This is a genomic window from Chryseobacterium metallicongregator, assembly GCF_031324065.1.
Classification (GTDB): Bacteria; Bacteroidota; Bacteroidia; order Flavobacteriales; family Weeksellaceae; genus Chryseobacterium; species Chryseobacterium metallicongregator.
In genome coordinates, this window is the sequence record NZ_JAVIXS010000004.1 from 162,894 (window position 1) to 186,347 (window position 23,454).

The window sequence follows — 23,454 nt, forward strand, 5'->3', positions numbered from 1 at the left end:
TACGTTTACCCGTTCCCATTTGCCCCCTTACTATCTTTTAGTATATTAGTAGTAATAGTTTTAGAGATATATTAACCTTAGTTACTACTTGAAATAGCAGGTACAGTGAGTTTATTAATCCTCGCTGACAATTTCCGAAAAAACTGTTTTTTCACAAAATCATTATCTCCTTTATATTGATTGTAAAGATCCTCCAAACTTGCAAGATATCTATTTCTATTATTTGTATTCAAGATCGGAGATGCGAACTCAATAAACTTTTGGACTCCAAAATATTTCAATCCTAGAAATTTCAGATATTCATCAAAAGCTTTTGCGCTCTTGCTATTTAACTGAGACTTCAAAAGACCCTGAGCAATATCTGGCGAAATCTCATTTACAAAGGAGATATTAACAAAATGTTTGTATAATTCGTTACCCAACGAATGAAAATTTTTTCTGATAGATTCCAGAGTCTGTATTTTGCTTTTTATGGAAGCCCGATTAAATTGACTAACTCGTTTCACTCTCAGCTCAATCCTAACAAAGCTATTATTCTTTGAGATTTTTTTCACCAAATGCTTTCTTCTTGCCTTGCTTGCATTTTTGAAAACTTCGTTTTGTTGAGATTCTCTTTCTAATTTATCATATACAGAGACTTCATATTTCTGATTTTTAAAGTTAACAGTATTTCCTATTCGTAGCGTATTTTCCATACCTTTCATTCTTGAAACACTACTCATAATAGAAGCTATATTCATATTAAATCTGATATTTACCCCCAATTCCACCTGAGTAATTTTTGCCTTCCAGAATTTTTCTTTTTCAATCCCGAACTCGTGCGCATACAGTTCGATTATTTCAACAAAATTCAGATAATTTAGATCAGTAAAAGGATTTAAATTTTTGATGCGGATAAAGTCTTTTCTTATGTTTTGACAAACCGACAATCTACCTTCTTTTGCGTTCAATTTTCTTTTAAAACTGATGAACTTATTCTGGTATGACAGCCTTTTGATAATATTTTCTTGTTGAACTACAATTTCAGATTTTGGTAAATTACAATCTTCAGCTTTTACCTTTTGTGACAAAAAAGAAATCACATCAGGGTCAGCTTTAAAAATTTCAAATCCACCTTCCTCTCTTATTTTTATAAATTTTGTCGCTAAGATATAATCGCTTAGCGATACATTTTCAAGATAAAATTTAATTAAATCTACCATACTACTTTTTTTGTAAAAATTTTTCCAGTTCTGCTCTATTAACATAAATCTTCCCGTTCCTATTGGGCTGAGGAGCATCAAAACCTTTTTTTCTTAATCTATCAAATGTTGATCGGCTCATATTGAATAACTCCAACGTTTCCTCTACAGTCAAAATCTCTTTGGATTTTATGTTTTCTAATGCTAAAGATTCTAATACTGCTATTCTTTTTTTAAGTTTGTTAGTACGGTTCAGTAAAAACAGAAACCGTCTTTCCTTCAGTAATTTCATTTTGAATGGTTTCTTATATAATAGCAGGGAAACAAAAATAAAATGTTCAAAATCGAGTTAATTTTTGTTAAATTTTGTTATCAAAAGTTAAGAAAAACGAAAATAGACGACTTAAAAGTCGTCTATGGTATCTTATCGAATGTCATTTAGCAGGTTTGGAAACTTTTCACTTGTATTACTCCTCTCTCACAGGTTTAAAAAGATAAAATTCTATCTAAATAATATCATTTTTTTTTCGGGACTCATAGAAGCATAGTAGAAAAGCTTCACTTGTTTCTTCTTGCATTCCAACTTATGCTTTTACTTGATTATTTCAGTGCCACCGTATTATGCTTTTACTTGCTTTCGACTTGTTTTATTTTTCGTTCCAAACCTTATTTATAATATTTGATTCTCTCAGCTTTCATAAATCCCTCCAAATTTCTGAAGGTGATTTTATCAGTTCTTTCAGCATTTTCTAATGCCTCATTTTTACTTTTTTTACAGTTGGGAGAATCTAAATCGATCTCTTTATCGTTTTCGTTGTAAAACTTATCAACCCTATATAATTTGGACTTTCCATAATTTTTATAAATACCACGGTATCTGATCTGCCTTGCACATTTGTTTTCTAAAAACCAATCTTCCTTTTTTACAGCCCCGAGCAAAACTCCTTTTTCATCAAAATAAAAGTCCTGCGAACTATTCCAATCTCCCATTCCCCAAAAACTATCAGATTTACTAATGTAAATGATCTTATAATTTTTTTTAATGATTCTGTATGACATCATGATTTCACTATCATCGTCCTCATAATTATCGTTATCTGGATAGTACCTTTTAAGGATGCCATTATTCAGCTTATAATAATGTAAAATTTTATCGGGATTATTTTCTATTATTTTATTAGCAAAATTTTCAGCTTCTGCAAGTTCCTCATTGATATTTTTCTGACTAAAAACCAGAACATAATTAATGAATAAAATGAATGTTATTAAGTTTTTCATGATTAATTGATTTGTATTGAATCTCCCTGCTTATTTTCAACTTCAGAATTCTGGGATACCTTATTTTTTTCTCTAGTTTTAGTTTGTGATTGGTTTTCTTCAGAATTAAGTCTTTCAAATTTTTGATATTTATTCGTCGATTCTATTATACTATATTCATAAGGTTTTGTCTTCCGCTCATTTTTATAACTTCCAAACTTTCTTTCTTTCAGATTTTCATCCTCATATATAATCTTTGTATAACCAAAGAAGCCGTAAGCAGTTATCAGATTTTGTTTATCATTTTCATCTTTGTAGACTAATTTCCTTAGCAAAACAAGATCTTCATCATATACCTTATTATTATCATAACCATTCTCTGATAGAAATAAAGTTATAAAGCTCTGGGATTGCCTTTCATTGAGCTTCTCACCAGCAAAAAAATCTTTTATACTTTTGAAAAGTTGAGGCTGATAAGTCATAATATCATCAACAATCTTATTTTTCATTTCTGTATTATTGGGCTTTAAGAAGAAAGCAGAAACGCTAAACAGGATGATAATACCAACAATTATATAAAATGAATAACTTTCTCCTGATTGCATTTTTTGAGTGATGTAAAAGTCGTTTACAGCCTTTTTAGAAACATTATTATCATCTGAATTACGACCCTCATCGGGAAACATGATTAAGATATCTCGTAATATCTCTAAAGCAAGATCATTATTATATTGTTCAACCATTTTAGGAATTCTGAAGAGGTCAATAATTGCCCAGACAAAAAAACCTCCTGCGGTAAGAATATATAATATCAGCCAACCCCATTTTTTAAGATAGGCGTAATGCCAACCTAAAAGAAACCAGAGCAGGTAAGATATTCCCACAGATTTTTTTCGTCTTTCAAATTCGTTGATAAAGATTCGTTGTTGCTCTGAATTCAGGTCTCGAAATTTTTTCTGAATCAGATAAGAAAAGTTTCCCATGATTATTAGTAACCATTCAGTTCCAAAACGGCAGTTTAATACATAGAAAAAGCGTGGAACTAAACCATATTAACTACCGAGGTACTGGTATACCCATACAGACTAATAGGATAGCCCACGCAATGCGCAGGCGTATCACTATCTATTTTGTCTGTATTAAAAATTACCAGTTTTCGGCAGAACAAATAAACAGCTTACGCTTTATCGTTAAAAATTATTTTCTTTTACAAATTTATTAATTTATCCGAAACGAACATTACTCATTACGTTTTTAAGATTATTAATATTTGAATTTGTATAAATTAAAGTATTGGCAATATTTACATGTCCTAGTAGCTTACTTACAATAGGAAGTGAGATATTACAATTGTTTACCAAATAAGAAGCAAAAGTATGACGTCCAACATGAAATGTTATATTTTTATTGATCTTACACTCTTTTGCTATTTCTTTCAGAATAGAATTTCCTACTTGATTACTAACCTCTCTAAAGATTTTTGTATTGGATTTTTGACTTACCATATATTTCAAGAGTAATGTTTTTATTTGACTATTCATCGGAATATCAATATTATGCTTAGTTTTTAACATCTTCTTTGATATAATTCCCTTGTTAAAGTCTATATCTGATACTTTCAATGAAAACAGGTCAGAATACCTTAAACCTGAATAACAGGAAAGTAAAAACATATCTCTTACTGTATTAGATAAAATACTATCACTTTTAAAACCTCTAAACTTAATTACTTCCTCTTCATCTAAAAAGACAGTTTTATGCTTTGGAGTCTTGATTGTGAACATATCTTTACCATACGGTTGCTCAATTTTTGCTTTCTTATATCTGTTAGCTTCATTTATAATACATTTCAAGCACTTATGATGATTGTAAATACCTCCATCTCCTATATTCAAGTTTTTTAAATAATTATCAAATCTTGTGATAAAAGCAACATCAATATTTGAAGCAGATATTCTCGGTTGAAATGCTTTTAATCTGCTACGCAAAGTATCATACTTATACTTAGTATCATCACAAATTTTGGGTTTCTTTATTTCCATCACTGAATCGAAAATATCATAAAAACTACTATTCTTTGTCCCATTTAAAAATTTATCTATATCAGAAAATGATAATTGATACCCTGCTATAATAGTATCTGCACAAAATTCCTCTAAATCGCTTTTTCGCTTATCAATCATCTTATTCAGATTTCCATATCCTTTACCTATTGCACGACCTGCATCCGTATCCCAATGCGAAGGATGTATTTTTTCTCCGATTGAAATTCTTTTTTTATCTCCATCTATTCTGATTTGAATACATATAGGACATTCGCCTGTTTTTTTATCAACCTTATCAGTTCTAATGATTGCTTTAATAATTGGCTTTCTCATTTTATAATATTTAATTGTTATTCCTTATTCATACATCGGTAACAATTAAAAAATCAGCTAAGATAGATAAAAATATCGAATCATCAAATTAATTGATTGATTATCAATTAATTATAATAAAGTTAAAATATATTAAATTCTCGTTAATGTGATTAATTAGTCTGATTTATACAACAAATTAATTATCATTTATTTGCACTGGTACAATTTATCAAAAAGAGAGAGGGGGCGAAAAGGGGGACGATTTTGTGATGAACCATGACGAATGGTGACGAAACAAAGCATAAAAAAAGCCCCTAAAATAGAGGCTTTGTAATTTTTTGAAGAAATCTATTCTTCACTTTCGTGGTCCCACCTGGGCTCGAACCAGGGACCACCTGATTATGAGTCAGGTGCTCTAACCAACTGAGCTATAGGACCTCAAAACTTGGTTAAATTTTGTGTTTGCAAAAATAGTAAAATTTCTTTCACTACAAAATTTTTTATTGCTTTTCTTGGCAAAGTTCTACCAGTACACCGTTTGTAGACTTAGGATGAAGGAATACAACTAATTTGTTATCAGCACCTTCTTTCGGTTCTTCGGAGATAAACTGAAATCCTTCTTTTTTCAGTCTTTTCACTTCCTCCACGATATTTTCAACGCCAAATGCCAGATGATGGATGCCTTCTCCCTTTTTATCGATAAATTTAGAGATCGGACTTTCAGGATTACTGGCTTCTAAAAGCTCAATTTTACTTTCTCCCGTTTCATAGAAAGAAGTTACTACCCCTTCTCTTTCCACTGTTTCTTTTTTATAGGATTCTTTTCCTAATAATTTGGCAAAAAGTTCATCAGAAACCCCTAAAGACTTTACAGCAATACCAATATGTTCTAGTTTCATAAATACTAATCAATATAATTAAATCGTAAATTTGATACTGTAGTTGAATTTCAAAGTATCAATTCAAACAAAAGTACTAAATTTGCAGAAATTATGGAAAGTAACAGACAAAGAAAAGTAGCACAGATCATTCAGGAAGACTTCGCAGAGCTTTTCCGCAAACAGGCTTCAGAAAGCAAACAGAGCATATTGGTATCTGTTTCAGATGTAAAAGTAACTGCTGACTTAGGAATTGCTAAGATTTATTTAAGCATTTTCCCACAGGAATTCCGTACCGCTGTGATGAAGGAGATTGAAGAAAACAAACCTCAATACAGAAACTTCATTGGCCAGAAAATGGCAAAACAGGTGCGTATTATTCCACAACTTAACTTTTACCTGGATACCGCTCTTGATGATGTTGAAAGACTGGAAAGAGAATTAAGAGGCGAAGGCGACAATCCTGTTTTATAGATCTTGAAGAATATTGCATTTTACATAGCATCCAGATACCTTTTGGCTAAAAAGGGAAGTACTGCCGTTACGTTCATTACGTGGCTGGCCGTAGGTGCCATGACGGTTGCTGTGGCTGCAATGTTCGTCATTATTTCTGTTTTTTCAGGACTTGAAGACCTGAACAAAGATCTTATTTCCAATCTTCATGCTGATCTTACGTTAAAAAGCACCTCCGGAAAAACCATCAAAAATCTGGATAACGTCAGTAAAGTTTTGAGCAACAATAAGGAAATCAGTAGTTTTTCCCGCGTTATTGAAGAAAAAGTATATATCAGTTTCAACGGAAAGGGTGATATTGCTTACCTAAGAGGTGTAGATTCGGCTTATGTTAAGGTAAATCCTATTAATAAAGAAGTGTTCTACGGAACTTATCCAAGTTTCAAATACTCGAATGAGGTATTGATGGAAAACAGTCTGGATAACAGACTTTCAATTCCTGTGGATTCTTCCAATCATTATGCAACCGTTTTTATGCCCAAACCGGGAACAGGGATTATCAGTAAGGAAGAAGACATCTATAATAAAAGAGATATTCTGGTAACGGGTGTTTTCCCAGGAAAAGACCAGCTGGACAATTATATCGTTTCTCCTATTGAGCTTACAGAAGAATTACTTACTCTTCCTAAAAAGTCCGCTTACCAGATTGTTATTAAACTGAAAAATCCGGAAAATGCAGATACTGTAAAACAAAGCCTGCTTTCTTCTCTCGGAAAAAATATCGAGATCAAAACCAAGGAAGAGGAAAATGCAGCTTTCTGGAAAATGATCAACACTGAAAAGCTTTTTATTTACCTGATCTTTGCATTGGTCATCTTTATTACGACCTTTAATCTTGCCGGAGCCATTATTATTCTTCAGCTTGATAAAAAGGAGCAGGCAAAATCATTGATATCACTCGGCTTCCCTTTAAGCCATTTAAGAATGACCTATTTCTACACTGGGCTCCTGATTGTTATTTCCGGAGTGATTACAGGATTAATTCTTGGAACAGCACTTTGCTACTTCCAGCTTTACACAGAATTCTTCAGAGCCAATGAGGTTCTGCCATTCCCGGTAAAAATTGTAGGTAAAAATTATCTTATCGTAGCTCTTACAGCTTCCTTATTTGGAATTACTATTTCATGGTTCTTTTCAAAAATCAGTAAAGAATATATTACTAAAGGCTAACATTTCATCTTTATATATTACATACAATTAATATACTTCGGTTTCATTTTTTCGTACCTTTACGCCCCAATTTTAAAAAATGAAACAAATTTTATCTTTTTTTCTTTTAAGCGTGACATTTATAAGCGCTTTGGCACAGGCTCCGGCAGGATATTATAACCAATCGCCGACCTTAACAGGTGCTGCTCTTAAAACAGCTCTTAAAACCATTATCAGTGATGGACATATAGATCATGGCTATGGTGGTTTATGGACAGGCTATGCTACCACGGATCGTGATTATTTCTATGAAAATGACGGGACAATTCTGGATATTTATTCTGAAAATCCAAATGGACCGGATCAGTATAATTTCACCCTGGGAACCAGTCAGTGCGGATCTACAGGATATTCTAATGAAGGCGACTGCTACAACAGAGAGCACGTGATTCCTCAGAGTTTATTCAACAGTGCTTCTCCTATGGTTGCGGATATTCATTTTATCCGAGCTACCGATGGAAAAGTAAACGGAATGAGATCCAACTACCCTTTCGGAATCGTTGGCAATACTTCTTTTACATCTAAAAACGGATCTAAACTAGGTACATCCGTATCAGCAGGATACGGAGGTACGGTATTTGAACCTATTGACGCTTTCAAAGGAGACATTGCGAGAATGATTCTTTATTTTGTGACAAGATATGAGGATAAACTTCCTAATTTCACTACTGGTGACATGCTTGGTAACACAGCATTCCCGGGACTACAGCCTTGGGCACTTAATCAATATTTAGCATGGAATGCTATGGACCCTGTGTCTGCTGAAGAAATTGCAAGAAACAATGCTTCTTATACTTACCAGGGAAACAGAAATCCTTTCATTGATCACCCTGAATATGTCACTCAGATCTGGGGAGCTCCGGTTGTTGATAACCAAGCCCCTACAGCAGCAACCAACCTTGTTGCCAGCAACCCAACTTCAAACTCTATTGCTTTAAGCTGGACAGCTGCTACGGATAATGTGGGAGTAACTTCGTATGAGATTTATGCCAACGGAACCTTAAAAGCGACTGTTTCAGGCACAACAACATCTACTATTGTTTCTGGATTATCACCATTGACTCAATACACATTCTACATCATTGCTAAAGATGCTTTCGCAAACTCTTCTCCACAAAGTACAACAGCTACAGAAACAACTCTTGATGTACCTGCCGGTGGAGGAAGCTGTGGAACTGAAAATTTCGAAACAATCAGCGGTCCTGTAAATACATACCTGACAGTAAACTGGACCAACAATGGAATTTCATGGACTGCTACTGACTCAAGAGTTGACCAAACCATCAATAATAAAGCCATTACCATAAAAAATGGAACTTTAACAAGTTCAACTTTTTCAGGTGGAGTTCAAAGCTTAACTTTAACAACTCAATTGAAATTCTCCGGAAGCGCAGGATATTTCAATGTTTTTGTAAACGATGTTAATGTAGGAACTATTCCTTACAGTAATGTTGTTACTACAACTACCATCAATAATATAAATGTAAGCGGAAATGCGGTGATTAAACTGACAAATTCTTCTACTTCCAACAGAGTTGCTCTGGATGATCTTAGCTGGACATGTTTCGGAACTACGTTAGCTACTGCTGAAAACCAAAAAGACAAATCAGCATTTACCATCTACCCTAACCCGGTAAGAAATAATGAATTATTTGTAAAAGGAGAAAACCTTAGCAAAATTTCAAAAGCTGAGATCTATGATCTTTCAGGAAAACTAATTGAAACAATTGCAAACCCTTTCAGACATTCAAACAAAATCAACCTTAAAGGTATGGTAAAAGGAACTTATATCCTTAAAACAGATAATTTCTCTTCTAAATTTATCGTAGATTAATTATTAAAAAATATTTCAAACCAAGGCCGGATTTATCCGGTCTTTTTTTTTATTTTTGATGTATGGATTCCAATAAAAAATTAGGATTGATAGGACGAAATATTTCTTATTCTTTTTCTAAAAAATTCTTCGAAAACAAGTTCCAAAAGCTCATGCTGAAGAATTTCTCCTACGATATTTTTGATCTGAATGAAATCAATGAAGTAGAAAACCTTTTTGCTTCTCCGGACCTGTTAGGATTCAATGTGACCATCCCTTATAAAGAAAAAATAATCGATTATCTTGATGAACTAAGTGATGAAGCTGAGAAAATAGGTGCCGTCAATTGCGTTCTTATTCAGGATGGCAAAAAAACCGGCTACAATACAGATGCGTTCGGTTTTGAAAAGACGCTTCTTTTACACAAAAAACCTTCACAGGATAAAGCATTGATCTTAGGAAACGGAGGCGCAGCAAAAGCAGTCAAATATGCATTGGACAAACACAATATTCCTTCTGTAACTATTTCAAGGAGTACAGAAATCAATTATGAAAATCTTGATCAGGAAACTGTTGCCAAACATAAAATTATCATCCAATGTACACCGGTAGGTACTTTCCCGAATGTGAAAGATTGTCTGAACTTTCCTTTTGACGGGCTTTCTTCAGATCATCTGGTTATTGATCTGATTTACAACCCAAACTACACCCAATTCATCATCAATGCCTCAGAAAAAGGAGCAAAAACAGTGAATGGGTACTATATGCTTGAACAGCAAGCAGAAAAAGCTTGGGAAATTTGGAATTTTCAAAAAAAATAACATAAATTAGTACTTTAATTGGCCTTAAAGCTATATTTAAAGGATATTAACGCCACTCACATAAAAGATTTGCTATGACTACAGAAAACAATCTTTCTGAAAACGAAGAAAAGAAAAATCCTAACGAAGTATCTCAGGACCCATCAGAAAACACCGTTTCTCATGATGCAAACCAACATGAAGATGATACAGAACACTTGGATGACCATGAAGAAGAAATTTCCCTTGCCGATGCTTTAAAGGAAATGGAAAAAATCATCAATACTCCCAACGCCGGTGAGAACTTCAAAAGATTCAACCAGCTGAAAGAGAAAGCAAGTCATTACATCCATGATGAAGTGGAGGATAAAAAGCATGAATATGTAGAAGCCGGAAATCCAGCTGAAAATTTCAGCTACGAACACCCTTCTCAGACTAAGTATTCTGCGTTGGTTAATATTTTCAAGGAAAAACATGATACCTTCCAGAAAGGACAGGAAGAAGAGCAAAAGAAAAACCTTGATCACCGTCAAAGCATTATCGAAAGACTTAAAAATCTATACACCAACTCTGAACCGGGTGTCAATCTTTTCAAATCTATTCGTGAGATTAAAGAAGACTGGTCAAAAGCAGGACAGGTTGCAAAGTCTGAATTCAAAATTCTTAACAATAACTATTTCCATCACCTGAATCAGTTTTATCAGATGCTGGATCTTAATAAGGAATTTTTGGAGCAGGAATACAGCCACAATCTGGAAAAGAGAGAACACATTATTGCCCGTGCTAAAGAGCTGGAAAATGAACCCGTTATCCAGAAGGCTCTAAATGAACTTCAGTATCTTCACAAACTTTGGAAAGAAGAAGCTGAGCCCGTAGCAGAGGAATTCCGTGAGAAAACATGGGAAGAGTTCAAAGAAATTTCGAACAAAATTCATGAAAGAAAATCTGAACTTTCAGCTTCTATTGAAAAAGAACAGAGTGAAAATCTTGAAAAGAAAAATCAGATTATTGCTGAAATCAAGAAACTGTCTGAACCTTCTGAAACTCCTAACCACAACTACTGGCAAAATGCCATCAAAAGAGTGGAAGATCTGCGTTCTGACTTTTTAAAGACAGGAAGTGTTCCAAGAAAACTTTCCAACCAAAACTGGAATGATTTCAAAACAACACTAAGAGGTTTCAATACAACGAAAAATAACTATTATAAATCGTTAAAAGGTTCTCAACAGGCGAATCTTGAAGAAAAATTAAAACTGATCCAGACTGCACAGGACAATATGAATAATGAGGAATGGGATATTGCCGTTCCGTTATTCAAAAAACTTCAGGAAGACTGGAAAAAAATCGGGCATGTTCCAAAAAGCATGACCAATAAAATCTGGGATGAATTCCGTGACGCTTGTAATGCATTCTTCAACAACTACAGAGAGAAGAGCAACACATCTACTGACAACTGGAAAGAAAACTATAAGAACAAAAAAGCTCTTCTTGATGAACTTAAGGAAGTTTCCAACGAAGAAGGAAGTATCGAAAGAATTGAGCAAATTAAAACTTCATGGAATAACATCGGAAAAGTTCCTAGAGATAAAATTTCAATCAACTCTGAATTCAACAAGACATTAAGAGAGAAATTGAAAATAAACAAAATCAATGAACTTGAGCTGAAAGAGGAAGGTTTATCTGAAAACCAACTTACAGACAAAGCCAGAAAGATCAAAAATCAAATCTCTGATCTTGAGGCAGAAATCGTTAAACTGGAAAATAACCTTTCTTTCTTTAACAAACCGTCCAGAGAAAACCCTCTTTTAAAAGACACATATAACACGATTGATGAGAAAAAAGCTCATCTTGAAACGTTAAAACAAAATCTTCACAGTATTATCAGCGGAGATTAACAGATAACAAAATAAATAAAGGCGGAGCAAAGCAATTTGTCTTCGCTTTTTTCTTTTTATACATATGAACAACGACGAATTTTATATTAAAAGATGTATCGAGCTGGCTCAAAAAGCTCTTGGCAACACCTATCCTAACCCTCTTGTTGGAAGTGTGATCGTACACAACGGAGAGATCATTGGTGAAGGATATCATCACAAAGCAGGAGAACACCATGCAGAGATCAATGCAATCAATTCTGTTAAGAATAAAGATCTTATTCCGGAATCTACAATCTATGTATCTCTGGAACCCTGCGCACATTATGGAAAAACTCCGCCATGTGCCTTGAAAATTAAAGAATTAGGGTTTAAAAAAGTGGTGATTGGTGCTATGGATTCTCATGATAAAGTGAATGGCAAAGGAAAGAAAATCATTCAGGATGCTGGAATTGAAGCCATATCAGGAATTCTTGAAAAAGAATGCATTGAACTTAACAAAAGGTTTTTCACCTACCACGAAAAGAAAAGACCATATATCATTTTAAAATGGGCAGAATCCGATGATGGATTTTTGGATAAAGATTTTAAACCGACAGCCGTTTCCAATACATTAGTGAACCAGTTTGTTCACCAGTTAAGAGCTGACGAGCATGCCATTTTAGTAGGCACGCAAACCGCTTTGAATGACAACCCAAGTCTTACCGTTAGAAATACTGAAGGCGTAAATCCTGTCAGAATTCTGATTGATTTTGACTTAAAAGTTCCTGCCAGTTTCAATATTTATAACAGTGAAGCAAGAACATTGGTTTTAAATTCCGTGAAAGAAAGTACTGAAGAACACATTCAATTTATTCAAATCCACAAGGCTCATTTTCTGCGGGAACTTATGGAGGTATTGTATAAAGAACAAATCCAGTCTGTCATTATTGAAGGCGGCCGTTTTACTCTGCAGCAGTTTATCAATGCTAATCTTTGGGACGAAGCCATTGTAATTAAAAATGAGAATTTGATATTAGAAAATGGGACAAAAGCCCCGGAATTCGATCAAATTCCTGCTACAATTGAAAATTTCAGAGATAATACTGTTTCATTTTTTAAAGCAAAATAATATTTTTTATCACCGTAAAATGAAATAATTTCTTTACATTAGTCTTACAAATCAAAATTACTATGAAAAATTTAAAGAAAGTTTCAAGACAGGAGCTGAAAACAGTTCAGGGAGGTATCGCTCCGGAATGCTGCTCATTTTACCCTCCTTCATTACAGCATTGCTGTGCAACACCTTCCAGCATGAGTTGTCCACCACCCTGGGCCGATGGAACATTCCCTTGTTAAATTTTAATATAAAACAAAAAACTAATATCATGAAAAATTTGAAAAAAGTATCAAGAATCGGTTTAAAATCAATTCAAGGCGGAGCTTTTGTAAACTGTACTTTGCCTAATGGAGACCTTACAAGATGTAGAGATTTCTGTCCTACAGACTTCTGTGGCCCTACAAACTACATTTGTTTACTTCCGCTGGATTATTGCGGATAGAAATAATAAAAGTTGCAATACATAAAATTGGGAAGCTGTCAGAAATCTGGCAGCTTCTTTAATTAACTACTAGGATTTATTTAATATTTTTGCAAAACAAAGCAGCTACTCTGATGACGTTTGAATACAAAACCATAGAAAAACCCATAGAAAATACACTTTTAAAAGAAAAAGGAAGCAAGTTTATCGGATTTGCTTACCCGGTAACCAATGAAAAAGAATTAAAGAGTGCGCTGGAAAAGATAAGGGAAGAACATCCGAAAGCTACTCATCACTGCTATGCTTTCAGAATGGGATTAAATGGGGAAAACTATCGCGCCAATGATGATGGTGAACCTTCCGGAAGTGCCGGTTTACCTATTTACAACCAGCTTTTGGCTAATGAAATCACGAATGTTCTTGTCATTGTTGTCCGTTATTATGGAGGAACCAAACTGGGAGTTTCCGGACTTGTAAAAACTTATAAAGAATCTGCGAAGATTACATTGGAGGAAGCAAGTATTATTACCAGAGAATTAGAAACAGAAGTAGAGATTCAATTTAACTTCAATCAGCAGAATACTATTTTCACCCTACTTTCTAAATTTGATGCCAAAGTTTTGAATTTCGATGCTGATGAAAACTGTATTCTCACCGCATCCTTGAAACTGGCACAAAAAGAAAGCATCTCAGAAAAGCTTTCCGAGATGCAATATGTTTCATTTGAATTTAATGATTAATCCCTTCTTCCACCAAGAAGCAAAGATCCCCAGTAAAGAAGTTGTGCCAGAGAACCTAATGCGGCTACCACATAAGTTCTTGCAGCCCATTTCAAACTATCCTGTACTCCAACAAATTCTTCTGCAGTTACCGTTCCGGTATCTTTAAGCCACTTCATCGCTCTGTTACTTGCATCGTATTCCACTGGAAGTGTTACAAAAGCAAAAAGTGTGGTCATCGCAAACATTGCAACTCCGATTGCCAGCACAGTTGTATTTCCATTTGGATTCTCAATTGTTCTGGATGCAGCCATTACCGCGATACCCGCAATAAGGACAAACTGCATCAGATTGGAACTTATATTCACAATAGGAACCAGTTTTGAACGTAAATTCAACATAGAATATCCTACCGCATGTTGTACTGCATGTCCGCATTCGTGAGCTGCTACTGCCGCTGCTGCTGCGTTTCTCTGCATATAAACGCCTTCAGAAAGGTTTACTGTTTTATCTGCCGGATTATAGTGGTCCGTCAACTGTCCGGGTACTGATATGACCTGAACATCATTTATTCCGTTGTCTCTCAACATCTTTTCCGCTACTTCTTTCCCCGAAAGACCATTTCGAAGGTGTACATTGGAATAATATTCAAATTTCGATTTCAATCTGGACGAAACCCACCAGCTCACCAACATTGAAATACCAATAATGATATAATAACCCACCATTTTATATAAATTTTGTGTTTAATTTTACCCATAATCATATAAAAACTGTGCCAAAGTATAAGATATTATTATTTATATTTGTCCTTTAATTCCTCTCAAAAAACATGTCTACAGTTTCAATTATTGAAGTAAAAACAGCGGGTCAGCTCAAGCAATTCGTAAGGTTTCCGATGGATTTGTATAAAAACAATCCCTACTATGTTCCGTCCTTTATCAATGACGAAATCAACATTTGGAATGCGGATGAAAATCCTGCGCTTCAATATTCAGAAGCCAAACAGTTTCTGGCTTATAAGAATAACAAGATTGTAGGAAGAATTGCAGTTCTGATCAACCACAAAGAAGAGAGAGAGTTAGGCATTAAAAAAGTACGTTTTGGATGGATCGACTTTATTGATGATGCTGAAGTTTCAAAGGCATTGATTCAAAAAGCGGTTGATTATGCCAAAGAAAAAAATATTGACAAGATTGAAGGTCCAATGGGCTTCACCAATCTTGACAAGGCAGGAATGCTGATCAAAGGTTTTGACCAGCTGGCAACAATGATAGGAATTTACAATAGTGATTACTATCCAACACATCTTGAGAACCTGGGATTGACTAAGGAAAAGGAATGGGTAGAGTTTGAAATCATCTTCCCTGAAACATTACCGGACAAAATTCATAAATTTAATCAGCTTATTTCTGAAAAATACAAGCTGAAAGTTTTAAAATTCAAAAACAAAGAAGAGATTATTCAGTATGTAGATCCTATGTTTGATCTTCTGGATGAGACTTACAAACATCTTTCTACGTATACTCCAATTTCAGATGAACAGCGCAAAACCTACAAAGAGAAATATTTCAAACTTATTGATAAAGATTTCATTGTTTGTATTGCTGATGAGCACAATAATCTGATCTCTTTCGCTATTACAATGCCTTCTTATTCCAAAGCCCTGCAGAAGTCCGGTGGAAAACTGCTTCCTTTTGGCTGGTGGCATTTCTTACAGGCAGGAAAGAAAAATGACAGAGCAAACTTCTACCTGATCGGAATTCATCCGGATTATCAGAGAAGAGGAGTAACGTCAATTATTTTCAAAGAAATCTGGGACATATTCAGAAAAAAGGGTGTTAAATACCTTGAAACCAATCCGGAACTGGAAGAAAACAAAAGTATTCAGCTGTTGTGGCAGGATTACAATCCGGTGAATCATAAAAGAAGAAGAACGTATTCAATGGAACTCAAATAATTGATACTGCACTTTGTAAAACGTAAACTCACACCCAAACTTTGAACTTTATGAAACCACAGCTTATTATATTTGCTATTTTAATTGCCGGATTTATCGGTTATAACATTTTTTTTCAGTCGCCCGATGACAAAACCAATACAGTAATTAATATTCTTTTTGCCAGTATTCTTTTTGGATATATTTCCTTTATGGCTTACACTCTTTTGAAAAAAATGAAAAAATAAGTGATAAACATAACCCAAGAGGGCCTTTAATCGCTTGCTTTTATTCCCTAATAAATAAATTCAAAATATCCGCAATGTACATGATGGGATATAATTTTTCCAGAGTTACTACAAAAAAAGGGGAAAAACACCACAAAAAAATAATCATAAAAAGCTAATTTTTATTGATTCTAAATTACCGATTTAGCTCATTTTAATCCGACTTTTAAGCTGATAAATTTCATGCTTTCTTGTTTATTCGCTAAATTTGCAAATTGAGATAATAATGCAAAAATGAATTTACCTGAAAGTTATATTCCAATCCTTATCCAGGCTGGTGTAGCAGTAGGATTTGTAGCTGTTTCTTTGCTTGGAGCACATTTCTTAGGTCCACAGCAGAAAAAAGGAAACTCTGTAAAAAACCAAAGCTGGGAATGTGGAGTTCCTGTAGAAGGAAACGCAAGAACACCGTTTTCTATCAAGTACTTCCTGACTGCGGTATTGTTCGTACTATTCGATATTGAAATCGTATTCTTTTATCCTTACGCTGTCAACTTCAGAGAATTCGGTATGGAAGGTTTCCTTGCCGTGCTTACATTCGTTGCGATCTTCTTCGTAGCGTTTTTCTATGTCTGGAAACGAGGCGCACTGGATTGGGATAAATAAATTTTAACATTAAAAGATTGATTTTATTTAAGTAATTTAAAGATTGTAAAGGTCTTGTTTTTAATCTTTAAATATTTTAATCTTTAAATATTTACTAAAAATGTCAGATAAAAAACCAGTAATAAGAACAGATGCACCTGCTCCCGAAGGCTATGAAGGAGAAGGGTTTTTCGCAACAAAACTGAGCAGTGTAATCGGGATGGCAAGAAAGTTTTCACTTTGGCCGTTACCCTTTGCAACCTCTTGTTGTGGTATCGAGTTTATGGCTACCCTGAACCCGACTTATGATGCTTCAAGATTTGGTATGGAAAGAAACTCTTTCTCTCCAAGACAAGCAGATATGCTGATGGTTTGCGGAACTATATCAAAGAAATTAGGACCAGTCCTGAAAGAAGTTTACACTCAGATGGCTGAGCCGAAATGGGTTGTAGCAGTTGGAGCTTGTGCTTCCAGCGGTGGTATTTTTGATACGTATTCTGTACTTCAGGGAATTGATAAAATTATTCCGGTAGACGTTTACGTTCCTGGATGTCCTCCAAGACCTGAACAGATCATTGAAGGCGTAATGCAGGTACAGGCTCTTGCAGAAAGCGAAAGCATCAGAAGAAGAGATATGCCTGAATATCAGAAATTATTAGATTCTTACAACATAAGCAACTAAACGGAAATGACAAACGAATTTGTATTAGAAGCCATCACAAGAGAATTTCCGGAATCTGTCATTTCAAGCTCAGAACCTTATGGAATGCTGACGATTGAAGTGAAGAAAGAAGATATTAAGAAAATCATTCACTATCTGAAAGATTCATCACTGGAATTTAATTTCCTTACGGATATCTGTGGTATTCATTATCCTGAATTCCCTGAAAAGGAAATTGGTGTTGTCTACCATTTGCATAATATGATGGCTAATTTCAGATTACGTCTGAAAATCTTTATGTCCAGAGAAAATATTGAAGTAGACTCTCTTGTAGAGCTATATGCAGGAGCCAACTGGATGGAAAGAGAAACGTATGATTTCTATGGGATTAAATTTAAAGGACACCCGGATCTCAGACCTATTTTAAATATGGAAGATCTTGGATACCACCCAATGTTGAAGGAATATCGCCTTGAAGACGGTACAAGAACCGACAAGAACGATAGCATGTTCGGAAGATAAAAAATAATGCAATAAGCAGTAAGCAGTAAGCGATATGCTTAAAGCCTAGAGCCTATAGCCTAAAGCATTTAAATTATGAAAGATAACTCATTATCTAATATACTAAACCAGTACGAAAGTAAGGAACAGATTGACGGACAATTATATACCCTGAATCTTGGACCTACCCACCCTGCTACGCACGGGATTTTCCAGAATATCTTAACGATGGACGGAGAAAGAATCCTTCACGCAGAGCAAACAGTAGGATACATCCACAGAGCATTTGAGAAAATTTCTGAAAGAAGAAACTATTCTCAGATCACTACCCTTACAGACCGTATGAATTACTGTTCTGCACCCATCAATAACTTAGGTTGGCACATGACAGTAGAGAAGCTGATTGGCGTGGAAGTTCCAAAACGTGTAGACTATATGCGTGTTATCTTGATGGAGCTAGCCAGAATCGGTGACCACCTGATCTGTAACGGGGTAACCGGAATGGACTCAGGAGCCATTACAGGTCTTACTTATATGTTCATCGAAAGAGAACGTATTTATGATATGTATGAACAGATCTGCGGAGCCAGAATGACAACCAATATGGGAAGAATAGGAGGTTTCGAAAGAGATTTCACTCCTAAGTTTCATGAGTTGCTGAAAGACTTCTTAAAAACTTTCCCACCAAGATTCAAAGAATTCTGTACACTATTAGAAAGAAACAGAATTTTTATGGACAGAACCATTGGTACAGGAGCAATTTCTGCCGAGAGAGCATTAAGCTACGGTTTCACAGGTCCAAATTTACGTGCAGCAGGTGTAGATTACGATGTAAGAGTTGCACAGCCTTATTCCTCATACGAAGATTTCGACTTCATTATTCCTGTAGGAACTTCAGGAGATACTTACGACCGTTTCATGGTTCGTCAACAGGAAATCTGGGAATCAATCAAAATTATCAAACAAGCATACGAAAATCTTCCGGAAGGGCCATTCCACGCGGATGTTCCTGATTTCTATCTTCCTGAAAAGGCAGATGTATATCAGAAAATGGAAGCATTAATCTACCATTTCAAAATTGTAATGGGTGAAACTGATGTCCCTAAAGGAGAAGTTTATCATGCTGTAGAAGGTGGAAACGGAGAATTAGGGTTCTATCTTGTGAGTGACGGAGGAAGAAGTCCTTACAGACTTCACTTCAGAAGACCATGCTTCATCTACTATCAGGCATACCCTGAAATGATTACAGGTTCTGTAATTTCAGATGCCATTGTAACGATGTGTAGTATGAATATTATTGCGGGAGAATTAGACGCATAACTGGAATTATAAATTTTGAATTATAAATTATAAATTGATTTTAGACCGTTATTCGTTTAGAATTTAAAATCTAAAATCTAAAATTTCAAAAATGAGCGAAACAATAGCTTTTAAACCGGAAAGTTTAGCACAGGTACACAAAATTATCGCAAGATATCCTGAAGGAAGACAGAAATCTGCTCTTCTTCCTGTACTTCACCTGGCACAGAAAGAATTCGGAGGATGGTTAGATGTTCCTGTGATGGATTATGTTGCCGGACTATTAAGTATCCAACCGATCGAAGTATATGAAGTGGCTACTTTCTATACCATGTTTAATATGAAGCCGGTGGGTAAATATGTTTTGGAAGTTTGCAGAACAGGACCTTGTATGGTTTGTGGAAGCGAAAAAATCCTTGACCATATCAGAACCAAACTGAACATTAAGGATGGAGAAACTACTGAAGACGGTATGTTCACATTAAAGCCTGCTGAATGTCTTGGAGCATGTGGATATGCACCAATGCTACAGTTAGGAAAGTTCTTTCATGAAAATTTAACGATAGAAAAAGTAGATGAAATCCTTGATCTTTGCAGACAGGGACAAGTTGCTTTAGACTAATAGAAATTTTAAATTCTAAATTTTAGATTTTAAATTATTCACTTAACGTTTAATCATAATTAATGCAAGAAGCCAAAAGCCGATTGCAATAAGCAAATAACAATGAGTAAAAAACTTTTACTTAAAGACGCACATATAGAAGGTATTCGCTACTTTGAGACTTACCGCAAACAGGGAGGTTACACTGCAGCTGAAAAAGCCTTGAAAATGACTCCTGACGAAATTCTTGAAGAAGTAAAAGCTTCAGGACTAAGAGGTCGTGGTGGAGCTGGATTCCCGACAGGAATGAAATGGAGCTTTTTGGCTAAGCCTGAAGGTGTTCCAAGACACCTTGTTGTGAATGCGGATGAATCTGAGCCCGGAACATTCAAGGACAGATATCTGATGGAGTTTCTTCCTCATTTATTGATTGAGGGAATGCTAATTTCTTCTTACTGTTTAGGTTCCAATACTTCTTATATCTACATCCGTGGAGAATATTCATGGATTCCGGATATCCTTGAAGAAGCTATTGAAGAAGCCAAAGCAGCAGGATTTTTAGGTAAAAATATTTTAGGAACTGGTTTCGATCTTGAAATCTATGTGCAGAGAGGTGGTGGAGCATATATCTGCGGTGAAGAAACTGCATTGCTTGAATCCCTTGAAGGAAAAAGAGGTAACCCAAGATTAAAACCGCCATTCCCGGCTGTAAAAGGTCTTTGGGAGAGACCAACGGTGGTAAACAACGTTGAATCTATTGCGGCAATTGTTCCGATCATTGATATTACAGGTGCTGAATACGCTAAAATTGGTGTTGGAAGATCTACAGGAACGAAATTGATTTCGGCTTGTGGAAACATCAACAAACCAGGTGTATACGAAATCGATATGACGATCACTGTAGAAGAATTCATCTACTCTGATGAATATTGTGGTGGTATTAAAGATGGTAAAAAATTAAAGGCTTGTATTCCTGGAGGAAGTTCTGTTCCGATTGTTCCGGCTAATTTATTGTTGAGAACAGTGAACGGAGAGCCAAGATATATGAACTATGAATCATTGGCAGATGGTGGTTTTGCTACCGGTACTATGATGGGTTCAGGAGGTTTCATCGTTTTGGATGAAGACCAGTGTATTGTAGATCACACAATGACTTTAGCGAGATTCTACAATCACGAAAGCTGTGGACAATGTACGCCTTGCCGTGAAGGAACGGGATGGATGTACAAGATTTTAAAGAAAATCGAGAAAGGAGAAGGAAAAATGGAAGATATCGATCTGCTTTGGGATATCCAGAGAAAAATCGAAGGAAACACGATTTGTCCGTTGGGTGATGCAGCAGCTTGGCCGGTTGCAGCAGCAATCCGTCACTTCAGAGATGAATTTGAGTGGCACGTGAAAAACCCTGAATTGTCTCAGACACAAAATTATGGATTGGCACATTATGCAGATCCTATCCCGGCTGTTGAAAAGAATGCGTAGGTAAGATGAAAAAATTATTGGTTGTCGGCTTAATGATGTCGAATCTTGTATTTGCACAGAACAAGAAGAGTGATACTGCAAATTATAACAGATCCGTAGAAGAGGATTTGTCATATCTAGTGAGTGAGAAAGAGCAGATTAAAGCTGAGAAAAAGGAAAAACCTTTACCATTAAGCAAAAAGGGTCAGGTTTTCGTATTTTATGGATGGAACAGAGCTGCTTATAGTAATTCTGACATTCATTTTACCGGAAACGGATACGATTTTCAATTGAATAACGTAACTGCACAAGACCGACCTACAAAATTCGGAATTGTCTATTTTGATCCAAGCTGGTTTACTGTAACACAGTATAATTTCAGAATAGGATATTTCATTAAAGACAATTTAGCATTGGTATTAGGGATAGACCATATGAAATATGTAATGGATCAGAACCAGACTGTCGGTTTCAAAGGACATATTTCAGATCCTGAATATGCAGCGATGGTTCAAAACGGGCAGGTTAACCTTGCAGATGAGAAGTTCCTTACTTTCGAACATACTGATGGACTTAATTATGAAAACTTAGGTCTTGAGAAATACAAAAATCTTGTTCATAAGAAAAATATAGATTTAGTATGGTCTTATGGAGCCGGAATCGGATTTATGTTTCCGAAAAGTAATGTAAAGCTTTTTGGTAATGAAAGAAGTGACCGTTTTCACGTTGCAGGGATGGGAACTGATATCAGGTCCAGTCTTAACTTAGTATTCTGGAAAAACTGGATGCTGAGATTAGAAGGAAAAGCCGGTTATATTAATATGTGGGACATTAAAACCACGTTGAATAATAAGCCGGACAAAGCACGTCAGGATTTTGTTTTCGGACAGATTCTGGGAGGAATTGGATATACATTTAATACAAAGAAATATAAATAACAAAGCCTATTGCTTAACGCATAAAGCTTAAAGCATATCATATGAGCGAAGAAGTTAAAAAATTCAAAATAACTATAGACGGACAGACTACAGAAGTTTTGCCTGGTACTTCTATTCTGGAAGCTGCAAGACAAATCGGTGGTAAATCTGTACCTCCTGCAATGTGCTACTACAGCAAGTTGGAAACCAGTGGAGGAAGATGTAGAACTTGTCTGGTAGAAGTTTCTAAAGGATCCGAAGCAGATCCTCGTCCTATGCCAAAATTAGTAGCAAGCTGCAGAACTAATGTAATGGACGGTATGGAAGTAAAAAATCTTACTTCTGAGAAAGCTCAGGAAGGAAGAAAAGCGGTTACCGAATTCCTATTGGTAAACCACCCGCTGGACTGCCCTATCTGCGACCAGGCAGGAGAATGTCATCTTCAGGACTTAGGATATGAGCATGGTGTGGAAAATACAAGAACAGAATTCGAAAGAAATACTTACGAAGCTGATGATCTTGGACCAAACATCAAATTAAATATGAACCGTTGTATTCTTTGCGCAAGATGCGTACTGACAGCCAATCAGCTTACAGAAACAAGAGAACACGGTATCCTTTTCAGAGGAGATCACGCTGAAATTTCAACCTATCTAAATAAAGCTTTAGACAATGACTTCATCGGAAACGTTATCGACGTTTGTCCTGTAGGAGCATTAACAGACAGAACAGCTCGTTTTGCAAGCAGAGTTTGGTTTACAAAACCTATGAATGCAACTTGTAAATGTGATAAATGTTCTGGAAAAGCTGTAGTATGGTTTAAAGGAGACGAAATTGTAAGAGTTACGGCAAGAAAAGACCAGTGGGGTGAAGTTGAAGAATTCATCTGTGATACATGTCGTTTCGAAAGAAAAGCATTATCAGACTGGAACATTGAAGGTCCTAGACATATCGACAGACATTCTGTAATTTCATTGAACCACTACGAAAAGCCTAAAGATGAGCTAAGAGTTTTAGACAATCCGATGGCTAAAGAAATCAGTGAAAAAGACGAAAAATAAAATTTGAAAATGAGGTAA

General features: G+C 35.4%; 26 protein-coding genes, 1 tRNA gene and 1 pseudogene. 19 read left to right on the top strand and 9 right to left on the bottom strand.

Going from position 1 to position 23,454, the window contains the following annotated elements:
• Nucleotides 1-77: 77 nt before the first annotated feature.
• The 8 genes and pseudogenes from REB14_RS07290 to mce all read right to left on the bottom strand — a co-directional run bounded on the left by REB14_RS07290 (nucleotide 78) and on the right by mce (nucleotide 5,697).
• Entirely contained in the window at nucleotides 78-1,202 is a 1,125-nt protein-coding gene (locus REB14_RS07290) for a hypothetical protein (protein WP_309521875.1), read from the bottom strand.
• Between the two features lies 1 nt (nucleotide 1,203).
• A complete protein-coding gene (locus REB14_RS07295) occupies nucleotides 1,204-1,473 on the bottom strand; it encodes a helix-turn-helix transcriptional regulator (protein WP_309521876.1) in 270 nt (89 codons plus the stop codon).
• 374 nt (nucleotides 1,474-1,847) lie between these two features.
• Nucleotides 1,848-2,459 carry a hypothetical protein gene (locus REB14_RS07300; protein ID WP_309521877.1) on the bottom strand — a complete coding sequence of 204 codons (612 nt, stop codon included), beginning with the start codon at nucleotides 2,457-2,459 and terminating at the stop codon, nucleotides 1,848-1,850.
• A 2-nt stretch (nucleotides 2,460-2,461) separates the two neighbouring features.
• A complete protein-coding gene (locus tag REB14_RS07305; protein ID WP_309521878.1) occupies nucleotides 2,462-3,181 on the bottom strand; it encodes a hypothetical protein in 720 nt (239 codons plus the stop codon).
• Between the two features lie 24 nt (nucleotides 3,182-3,205).
• Nucleotides 3,206-3,421: pseudogene (locus tag REB14_RS24180) on the bottom strand (TM2 domain-containing protein); the annotation flags it as partial.
• A gap of 240 nt (nucleotides 3,422-3,661) precedes the next feature.
• Nucleotides 3,662-4,816 (bottom strand): tyrosine-type recombinase/integrase, encoded by a 1,155-nt coding sequence (locus tag REB14_RS07310; RefSeq protein WP_309521879.1) that lies wholly within the window; start codon nucleotides 4,814-4,816, stop codon nucleotides 3,662-3,664.
• A 346-nt stretch (nucleotides 4,817-5,162) separates the two neighbouring features.
• Nucleotides 5,163-5,236 (bottom strand) — tRNA-Ile (locus REB14_RS07315).
• A 62-nt stretch (nucleotides 5,237-5,298) separates the two neighbouring features.
• Nucleotides 5,299-5,697: a methylmalonyl-CoA epimerase gene (mce, locus tag REB14_RS07320; RefSeq protein WP_062675576.1), complete on the bottom strand. Its 399-nt coding sequence runs from the start codon at nucleotides 5,695-5,697 to the stop codon at nucleotides 5,299-5,301.
• 93 nt (nucleotides 5,698-5,790) lie between these two features.
• Between mce and rbfA the strand changes: the two genes are divergently transcribed.
• From rbfA to REB14_RS07365, 9 genes are all read left to right on the top strand, one after another.
• Nucleotides 5,791-6,150 (top strand): 30S ribosome-binding factor RbfA, encoded by a 360-nt coding sequence (gene rbfA, locus REB14_RS07325; RefSeq protein WP_034693455.1) that lies wholly within the window; start codon nucleotides 5,791-5,793, stop codon nucleotides 6,148-6,150.
• Between the two features lie 3 nt (nucleotides 6,151-6,153).
• The gene (locus REB14_RS07330) at nucleotides 6,154-7,359 is read left to right on the top strand and encodes an ABC transporter permease (RefSeq protein WP_079240457.1); all 1,206 of its coding nucleotides are present in this window, start codon (nucleotides 6,154-6,156) and stop codon (nucleotides 7,357-7,359) included.
• A gap of 79 nt (nucleotides 7,360-7,438) precedes the next feature.
• The gene (locus REB14_RS07335) at nucleotides 7,439-9,232 is read left to right on the top strand and encodes an endonuclease (RefSeq protein ID WP_079240456.1); all 1,794 of its coding nucleotides are present in this window, start codon (nucleotides 7,439-7,441) and stop codon (nucleotides 9,230-9,232) included.
• Nucleotides 9,233-9,294: 62 nt separating this feature from the next.
• On the top strand, nucleotides 9,295-10,032 hold the full coding sequence (locus tag REB14_RS07340; protein ID WP_309521880.1) for a shikimate dehydrogenase family protein: 738 nt from the start codon (nucleotides 9,295-9,297) through the stop codon (nucleotides 10,030-10,032).
• Nucleotides 10,033-10,106: 74 nt separating this feature from the next.
• Entirely contained in the window at nucleotides 10,107-11,906 is a 1,800-nt protein-coding gene (locus REB14_RS07345) for a DUF349 domain-containing protein (RefSeq protein WP_309521881.1), read from the top strand.
• A 64-nt stretch (nucleotides 11,907-11,970) separates the two neighbouring features.
• Entirely contained in the window at nucleotides 11,971-12,996 is a 1,026-nt protein-coding gene (gene ribD, locus REB14_RS07350; protein ID WP_309521882.1) for a bifunctional diaminohydroxyphosphoribosylaminopyrimidine deaminase/5-amino-6-(5-phosphoribosylamino)uracil reductase RibD, read from the top strand.
• 62 nt (nucleotides 12,997-13,058) lie between these two features.
• Nucleotides 13,059-13,223 carry a bacteriocin-like protein gene (locus REB14_RS07355; protein ID WP_158521339.1) on the top strand — a complete coding sequence of 55 codons (165 nt, stop codon included), beginning with the start codon at nucleotides 13,059-13,061 and terminating at the stop codon, nucleotides 13,221-13,223.
• A gap of 29 nt (nucleotides 13,224-13,252) precedes the next feature.
• Entirely contained in the window at nucleotides 13,253-13,426 is a 174-nt protein-coding gene (locus REB14_RS07360; RefSeq protein WP_157885786.1) for a bacteriocin-like protein, read from the top strand.
• A gap of 113 nt (nucleotides 13,427-13,539) precedes the next feature.
• A complete protein-coding gene (locus REB14_RS07365; protein ID WP_309521908.1) occupies nucleotides 13,540-14,145 on the top strand; it encodes an IMPACT family protein in 606 nt (201 codons plus the stop codon).
• Here the strand turns inward: REB14_RS07365 and REB14_RS07370 are convergent.
• A complete protein-coding gene (locus REB14_RS07370; protein ID WP_174525207.1) occupies nucleotides 14,142-14,852 on the bottom strand; it encodes a zinc metallopeptidase in 711 nt (236 codons plus the stop codon). The genes REB14_RS07365 and REB14_RS07370 overlap by 4 nt on opposite strands.
• Before the next feature lie 104 nt (nucleotides 14,853-14,956).
• On the opposite strand from REB14_RS07370, the gene REB14_RS07375 reads away from it, so the two are divergent.
• From REB14_RS07375 to REB14_RS07420, 10 genes are all read left to right on the top strand, one after another.
• A complete protein-coding gene (locus tag REB14_RS07375; RefSeq protein ID WP_079240451.1) occupies nucleotides 14,957-16,084 on the top strand; it encodes a GNAT family N-acetyltransferase in 1,128 nt (375 codons plus the stop codon).
• 50 nt (nucleotides 16,085-16,134) lie between these two features.
• Nucleotides 16,135-16,311 carry a hypothetical protein gene (locus REB14_RS07380; RefSeq protein ID WP_167348785.1) on the top strand — a complete coding sequence of 59 codons (177 nt, stop codon included), beginning with the start codon at nucleotides 16,135-16,137 and terminating at the stop codon, nucleotides 16,309-16,311.
• Between the two features lie 273 nt (nucleotides 16,312-16,584).
• Nucleotides 16,585-16,956: an NADH-quinone oxidoreductase subunit A gene (locus REB14_RS07385; protein ID WP_034693436.1), complete on the top strand. Its 372-nt coding sequence runs from the start codon at nucleotides 16,585-16,587 to the stop codon at nucleotides 16,954-16,956.
• 100 nt (nucleotides 16,957-17,056) lie between these two features.
• Nucleotides 17,057-17,617, top strand: a complete 561-nt coding sequence (locus REB14_RS07390) for an NADH-quinone oxidoreductase subunit B (protein ID WP_002983540.1) — start codon at nucleotides 17,057-17,059, stop codon at nucleotides 17,615-17,617.
• A 6-nt stretch (nucleotides 17,618-17,623) separates the two neighbouring features.
• A complete protein-coding gene (locus REB14_RS07395; protein ID WP_034693433.1) occupies nucleotides 17,624-18,118 on the top strand; it encodes an NADH-quinone oxidoreductase subunit C in 495 nt (164 codons plus the stop codon).
• A gap of 75 nt (nucleotides 18,119-18,193) precedes the next feature.
• Nucleotides 18,194-19,417, top strand: coding sequence for an NADH dehydrogenase (quinone) subunit D (gene nuoD, locus REB14_RS07400; protein WP_034693431.1), 1,224 nt, complete (start codon nucleotides 18,194-18,196; stop codon nucleotides 19,415-19,417).
• Between the two features lie 91 nt (nucleotides 19,418-19,508).
• A complete protein-coding gene (locus REB14_RS07405; RefSeq protein WP_034693429.1) occupies nucleotides 19,509-20,018 on the top strand; it encodes an NADH-quinone oxidoreductase subunit NuoE family protein in 510 nt (169 codons plus the stop codon).
• A gap of 102 nt (nucleotides 20,019-20,120) precedes the next feature.
• Nucleotides 20,121-21,479: an NADH-quinone oxidoreductase subunit NuoF gene (gene nuoF / locus REB14_RS07410; protein WP_034693428.1), complete on the top strand. Its 1,359-nt coding sequence runs from the start codon at nucleotides 20,121-20,123 to the stop codon at nucleotides 21,477-21,479.
• 5 nt (nucleotides 21,480-21,484) lie between these two features.
• Nucleotides 21,485-22,396: a hypothetical protein gene (locus tag REB14_RS07415; protein ID WP_185103645.1), complete on the top strand. Its 912-nt coding sequence runs from the start codon at nucleotides 21,485-21,487 to the stop codon at nucleotides 22,394-22,396.
• Between the two features lie 41 nt (nucleotides 22,397-22,437).
• The gene (locus REB14_RS07420) at nucleotides 22,438-23,436 is read left to right on the top strand and encodes an NADH-quinone oxidoreductase subunit G (RefSeq protein WP_034693425.1); all 999 of its coding nucleotides are present in this window, start codon (nucleotides 22,438-22,440) and stop codon (nucleotides 23,434-23,436) included.
• The last annotated feature ends 18 nt before the right edge of the window (nucleotides 23,437-23,454 follow it).

Excerpts from the sequence above, each read along its gene's own strand:
- REB14_RS07290 (WP_309521875.1), bottom strand. The coding sequence starts at position 1,202 with ATGGTAGATTTAATTAAATTTTATCTTGAAAATGTATCGCTAAGCGAT.
- REB14_RS07295 (WP_309521876.1), bottom strand. The coding sequence starts at position 1,473 with ATGAAATTACTGAAGGAAAGACGGTTTCTGTTTTTACTGAACCGTACT.
- REB14_RS07300 (WP_309521877.1), bottom strand. The coding sequence starts at position 2,459 with ATGAAAAACTTAATAACATTCATTTTATTCATTAATTATGTTCTGGTT.
- REB14_RS07305 (WP_309521878.1), bottom strand. The coding sequence starts at position 3,181 with ATGGTTGAACAATATAATAATGATCTTGCTTTAGAGATATTACGAGAT.
- REB14_RS07310 (WP_309521879.1), bottom strand. The coding sequence starts at position 4,816 with ATGAGAAAGCCAATTATTAAAGCAATCATTAGAACTGATAAGGTTGAT.
- mce (WP_062675576.1), bottom strand. The coding sequence starts at position 5,697 with ATGAAACTAGAACATATTGGTATTGCTGTAAAGTCTTTAGGGGTTTCT.
- rbfA (WP_034693455.1), top strand. The coding sequence starts at position 5,791 with ATGGAAAGTAACAGACAAAGAAAAGTAGCACAGATCATTCAGGAAGAC.
- REB14_RS07335 (WP_079240456.1), top strand. The coding sequence starts at position 7,439 with ATGAAACAAATTTTATCTTTTTTTCTTTTAAGCGTGACATTTATAAGC.
- REB14_RS07340 (WP_309521880.1), top strand. The coding sequence starts at position 9,295 with ATGGATTCCAATAAAAAATTAGGATTGATAGGACGAAATATTTCTTAT.
- REB14_RS07345 (WP_309521881.1), top strand. The coding sequence starts at position 10,107 with ATGACTACAGAAAACAATCTTTCTGAAAACGAAGAAAAGAAAAATCCT.
- ribD (WP_309521882.1), top strand. The coding sequence starts at position 11,971 with ATGAACAACGACGAATTTTATATTAAAAGATGTATCGAGCTGGCTCAA.
- REB14_RS07355 (WP_158521339.1), top strand. The coding sequence starts at position 13,059 with ATGAAAAATTTAAAGAAAGTTTCAAGACAGGAGCTGAAAACAGTTCAG.
- REB14_RS07360 (WP_157885786.1), top strand. The coding sequence starts at position 13,253 with ATGAAAAATTTGAAAAAAGTATCAAGAATCGGTTTAAAATCAATTCAA.
- REB14_RS07365 (WP_309521908.1), top strand. The coding sequence starts at position 13,540 with ATGACGTTTGAATACAAAACCATAGAAAAACCCATAGAAAATACACTT.
- REB14_RS07370 (WP_174525207.1), bottom strand. The coding sequence starts at position 14,852 with ATGGTGGGTTATTATATCATTATTGGTATTTCAATGTTGGTGAGCTGG.
- REB14_RS07375 (WP_079240451.1), top strand. The coding sequence starts at position 14,957 with ATGTCTACAGTTTCAATTATTGAAGTAAAAACAGCGGGTCAGCTCAAG.
- REB14_RS07380 (WP_167348785.1), top strand. The coding sequence starts at position 16,135 with ATGAAACCACAGCTTATTATATTTGCTATTTTAATTGCCGGATTTATC.
- REB14_RS07385 (WP_034693436.1), top strand. The coding sequence starts at position 16,585 with ATGAATTTACCTGAAAGTTATATTCCAATCCTTATCCAGGCTGGTGTA.
- REB14_RS07390 (WP_002983540.1), top strand. The coding sequence starts at position 17,057 with ATGTCAGATAAAAAACCAGTAATAAGAACAGATGCACCTGCTCCCGAA.
- REB14_RS07395 (WP_034693433.1), top strand. The coding sequence starts at position 17,624 with ATGACAAACGAATTTGTATTAGAAGCCATCACAAGAGAATTTCCGGAA.
- nuoD (WP_034693431.1), top strand. The coding sequence starts at position 18,194 with ATGAAAGATAACTCATTATCTAATATACTAAACCAGTACGAAAGTAAG.
- REB14_RS07405 (WP_034693429.1), top strand. The coding sequence starts at position 19,509 with ATGAGCGAAACAATAGCTTTTAAACCGGAAAGTTTAGCACAGGTACAC.
- nuoF (WP_034693428.1), top strand. The coding sequence starts at position 20,121 with ATGAGTAAAAAACTTTTACTTAAAGACGCACATATAGAAGGTATTCGC.
- REB14_RS07415 (WP_185103645.1), top strand. The coding sequence starts at position 21,485 with ATGAAAAAATTATTGGTTGTCGGCTTAATGATGTCGAATCTTGTATTT.
- REB14_RS07420 (WP_034693425.1), top strand. The coding sequence starts at position 22,438 with ATGAGCGAAGAAGTTAAAAAATTCAAAATAACTATAGACGGACAGACT.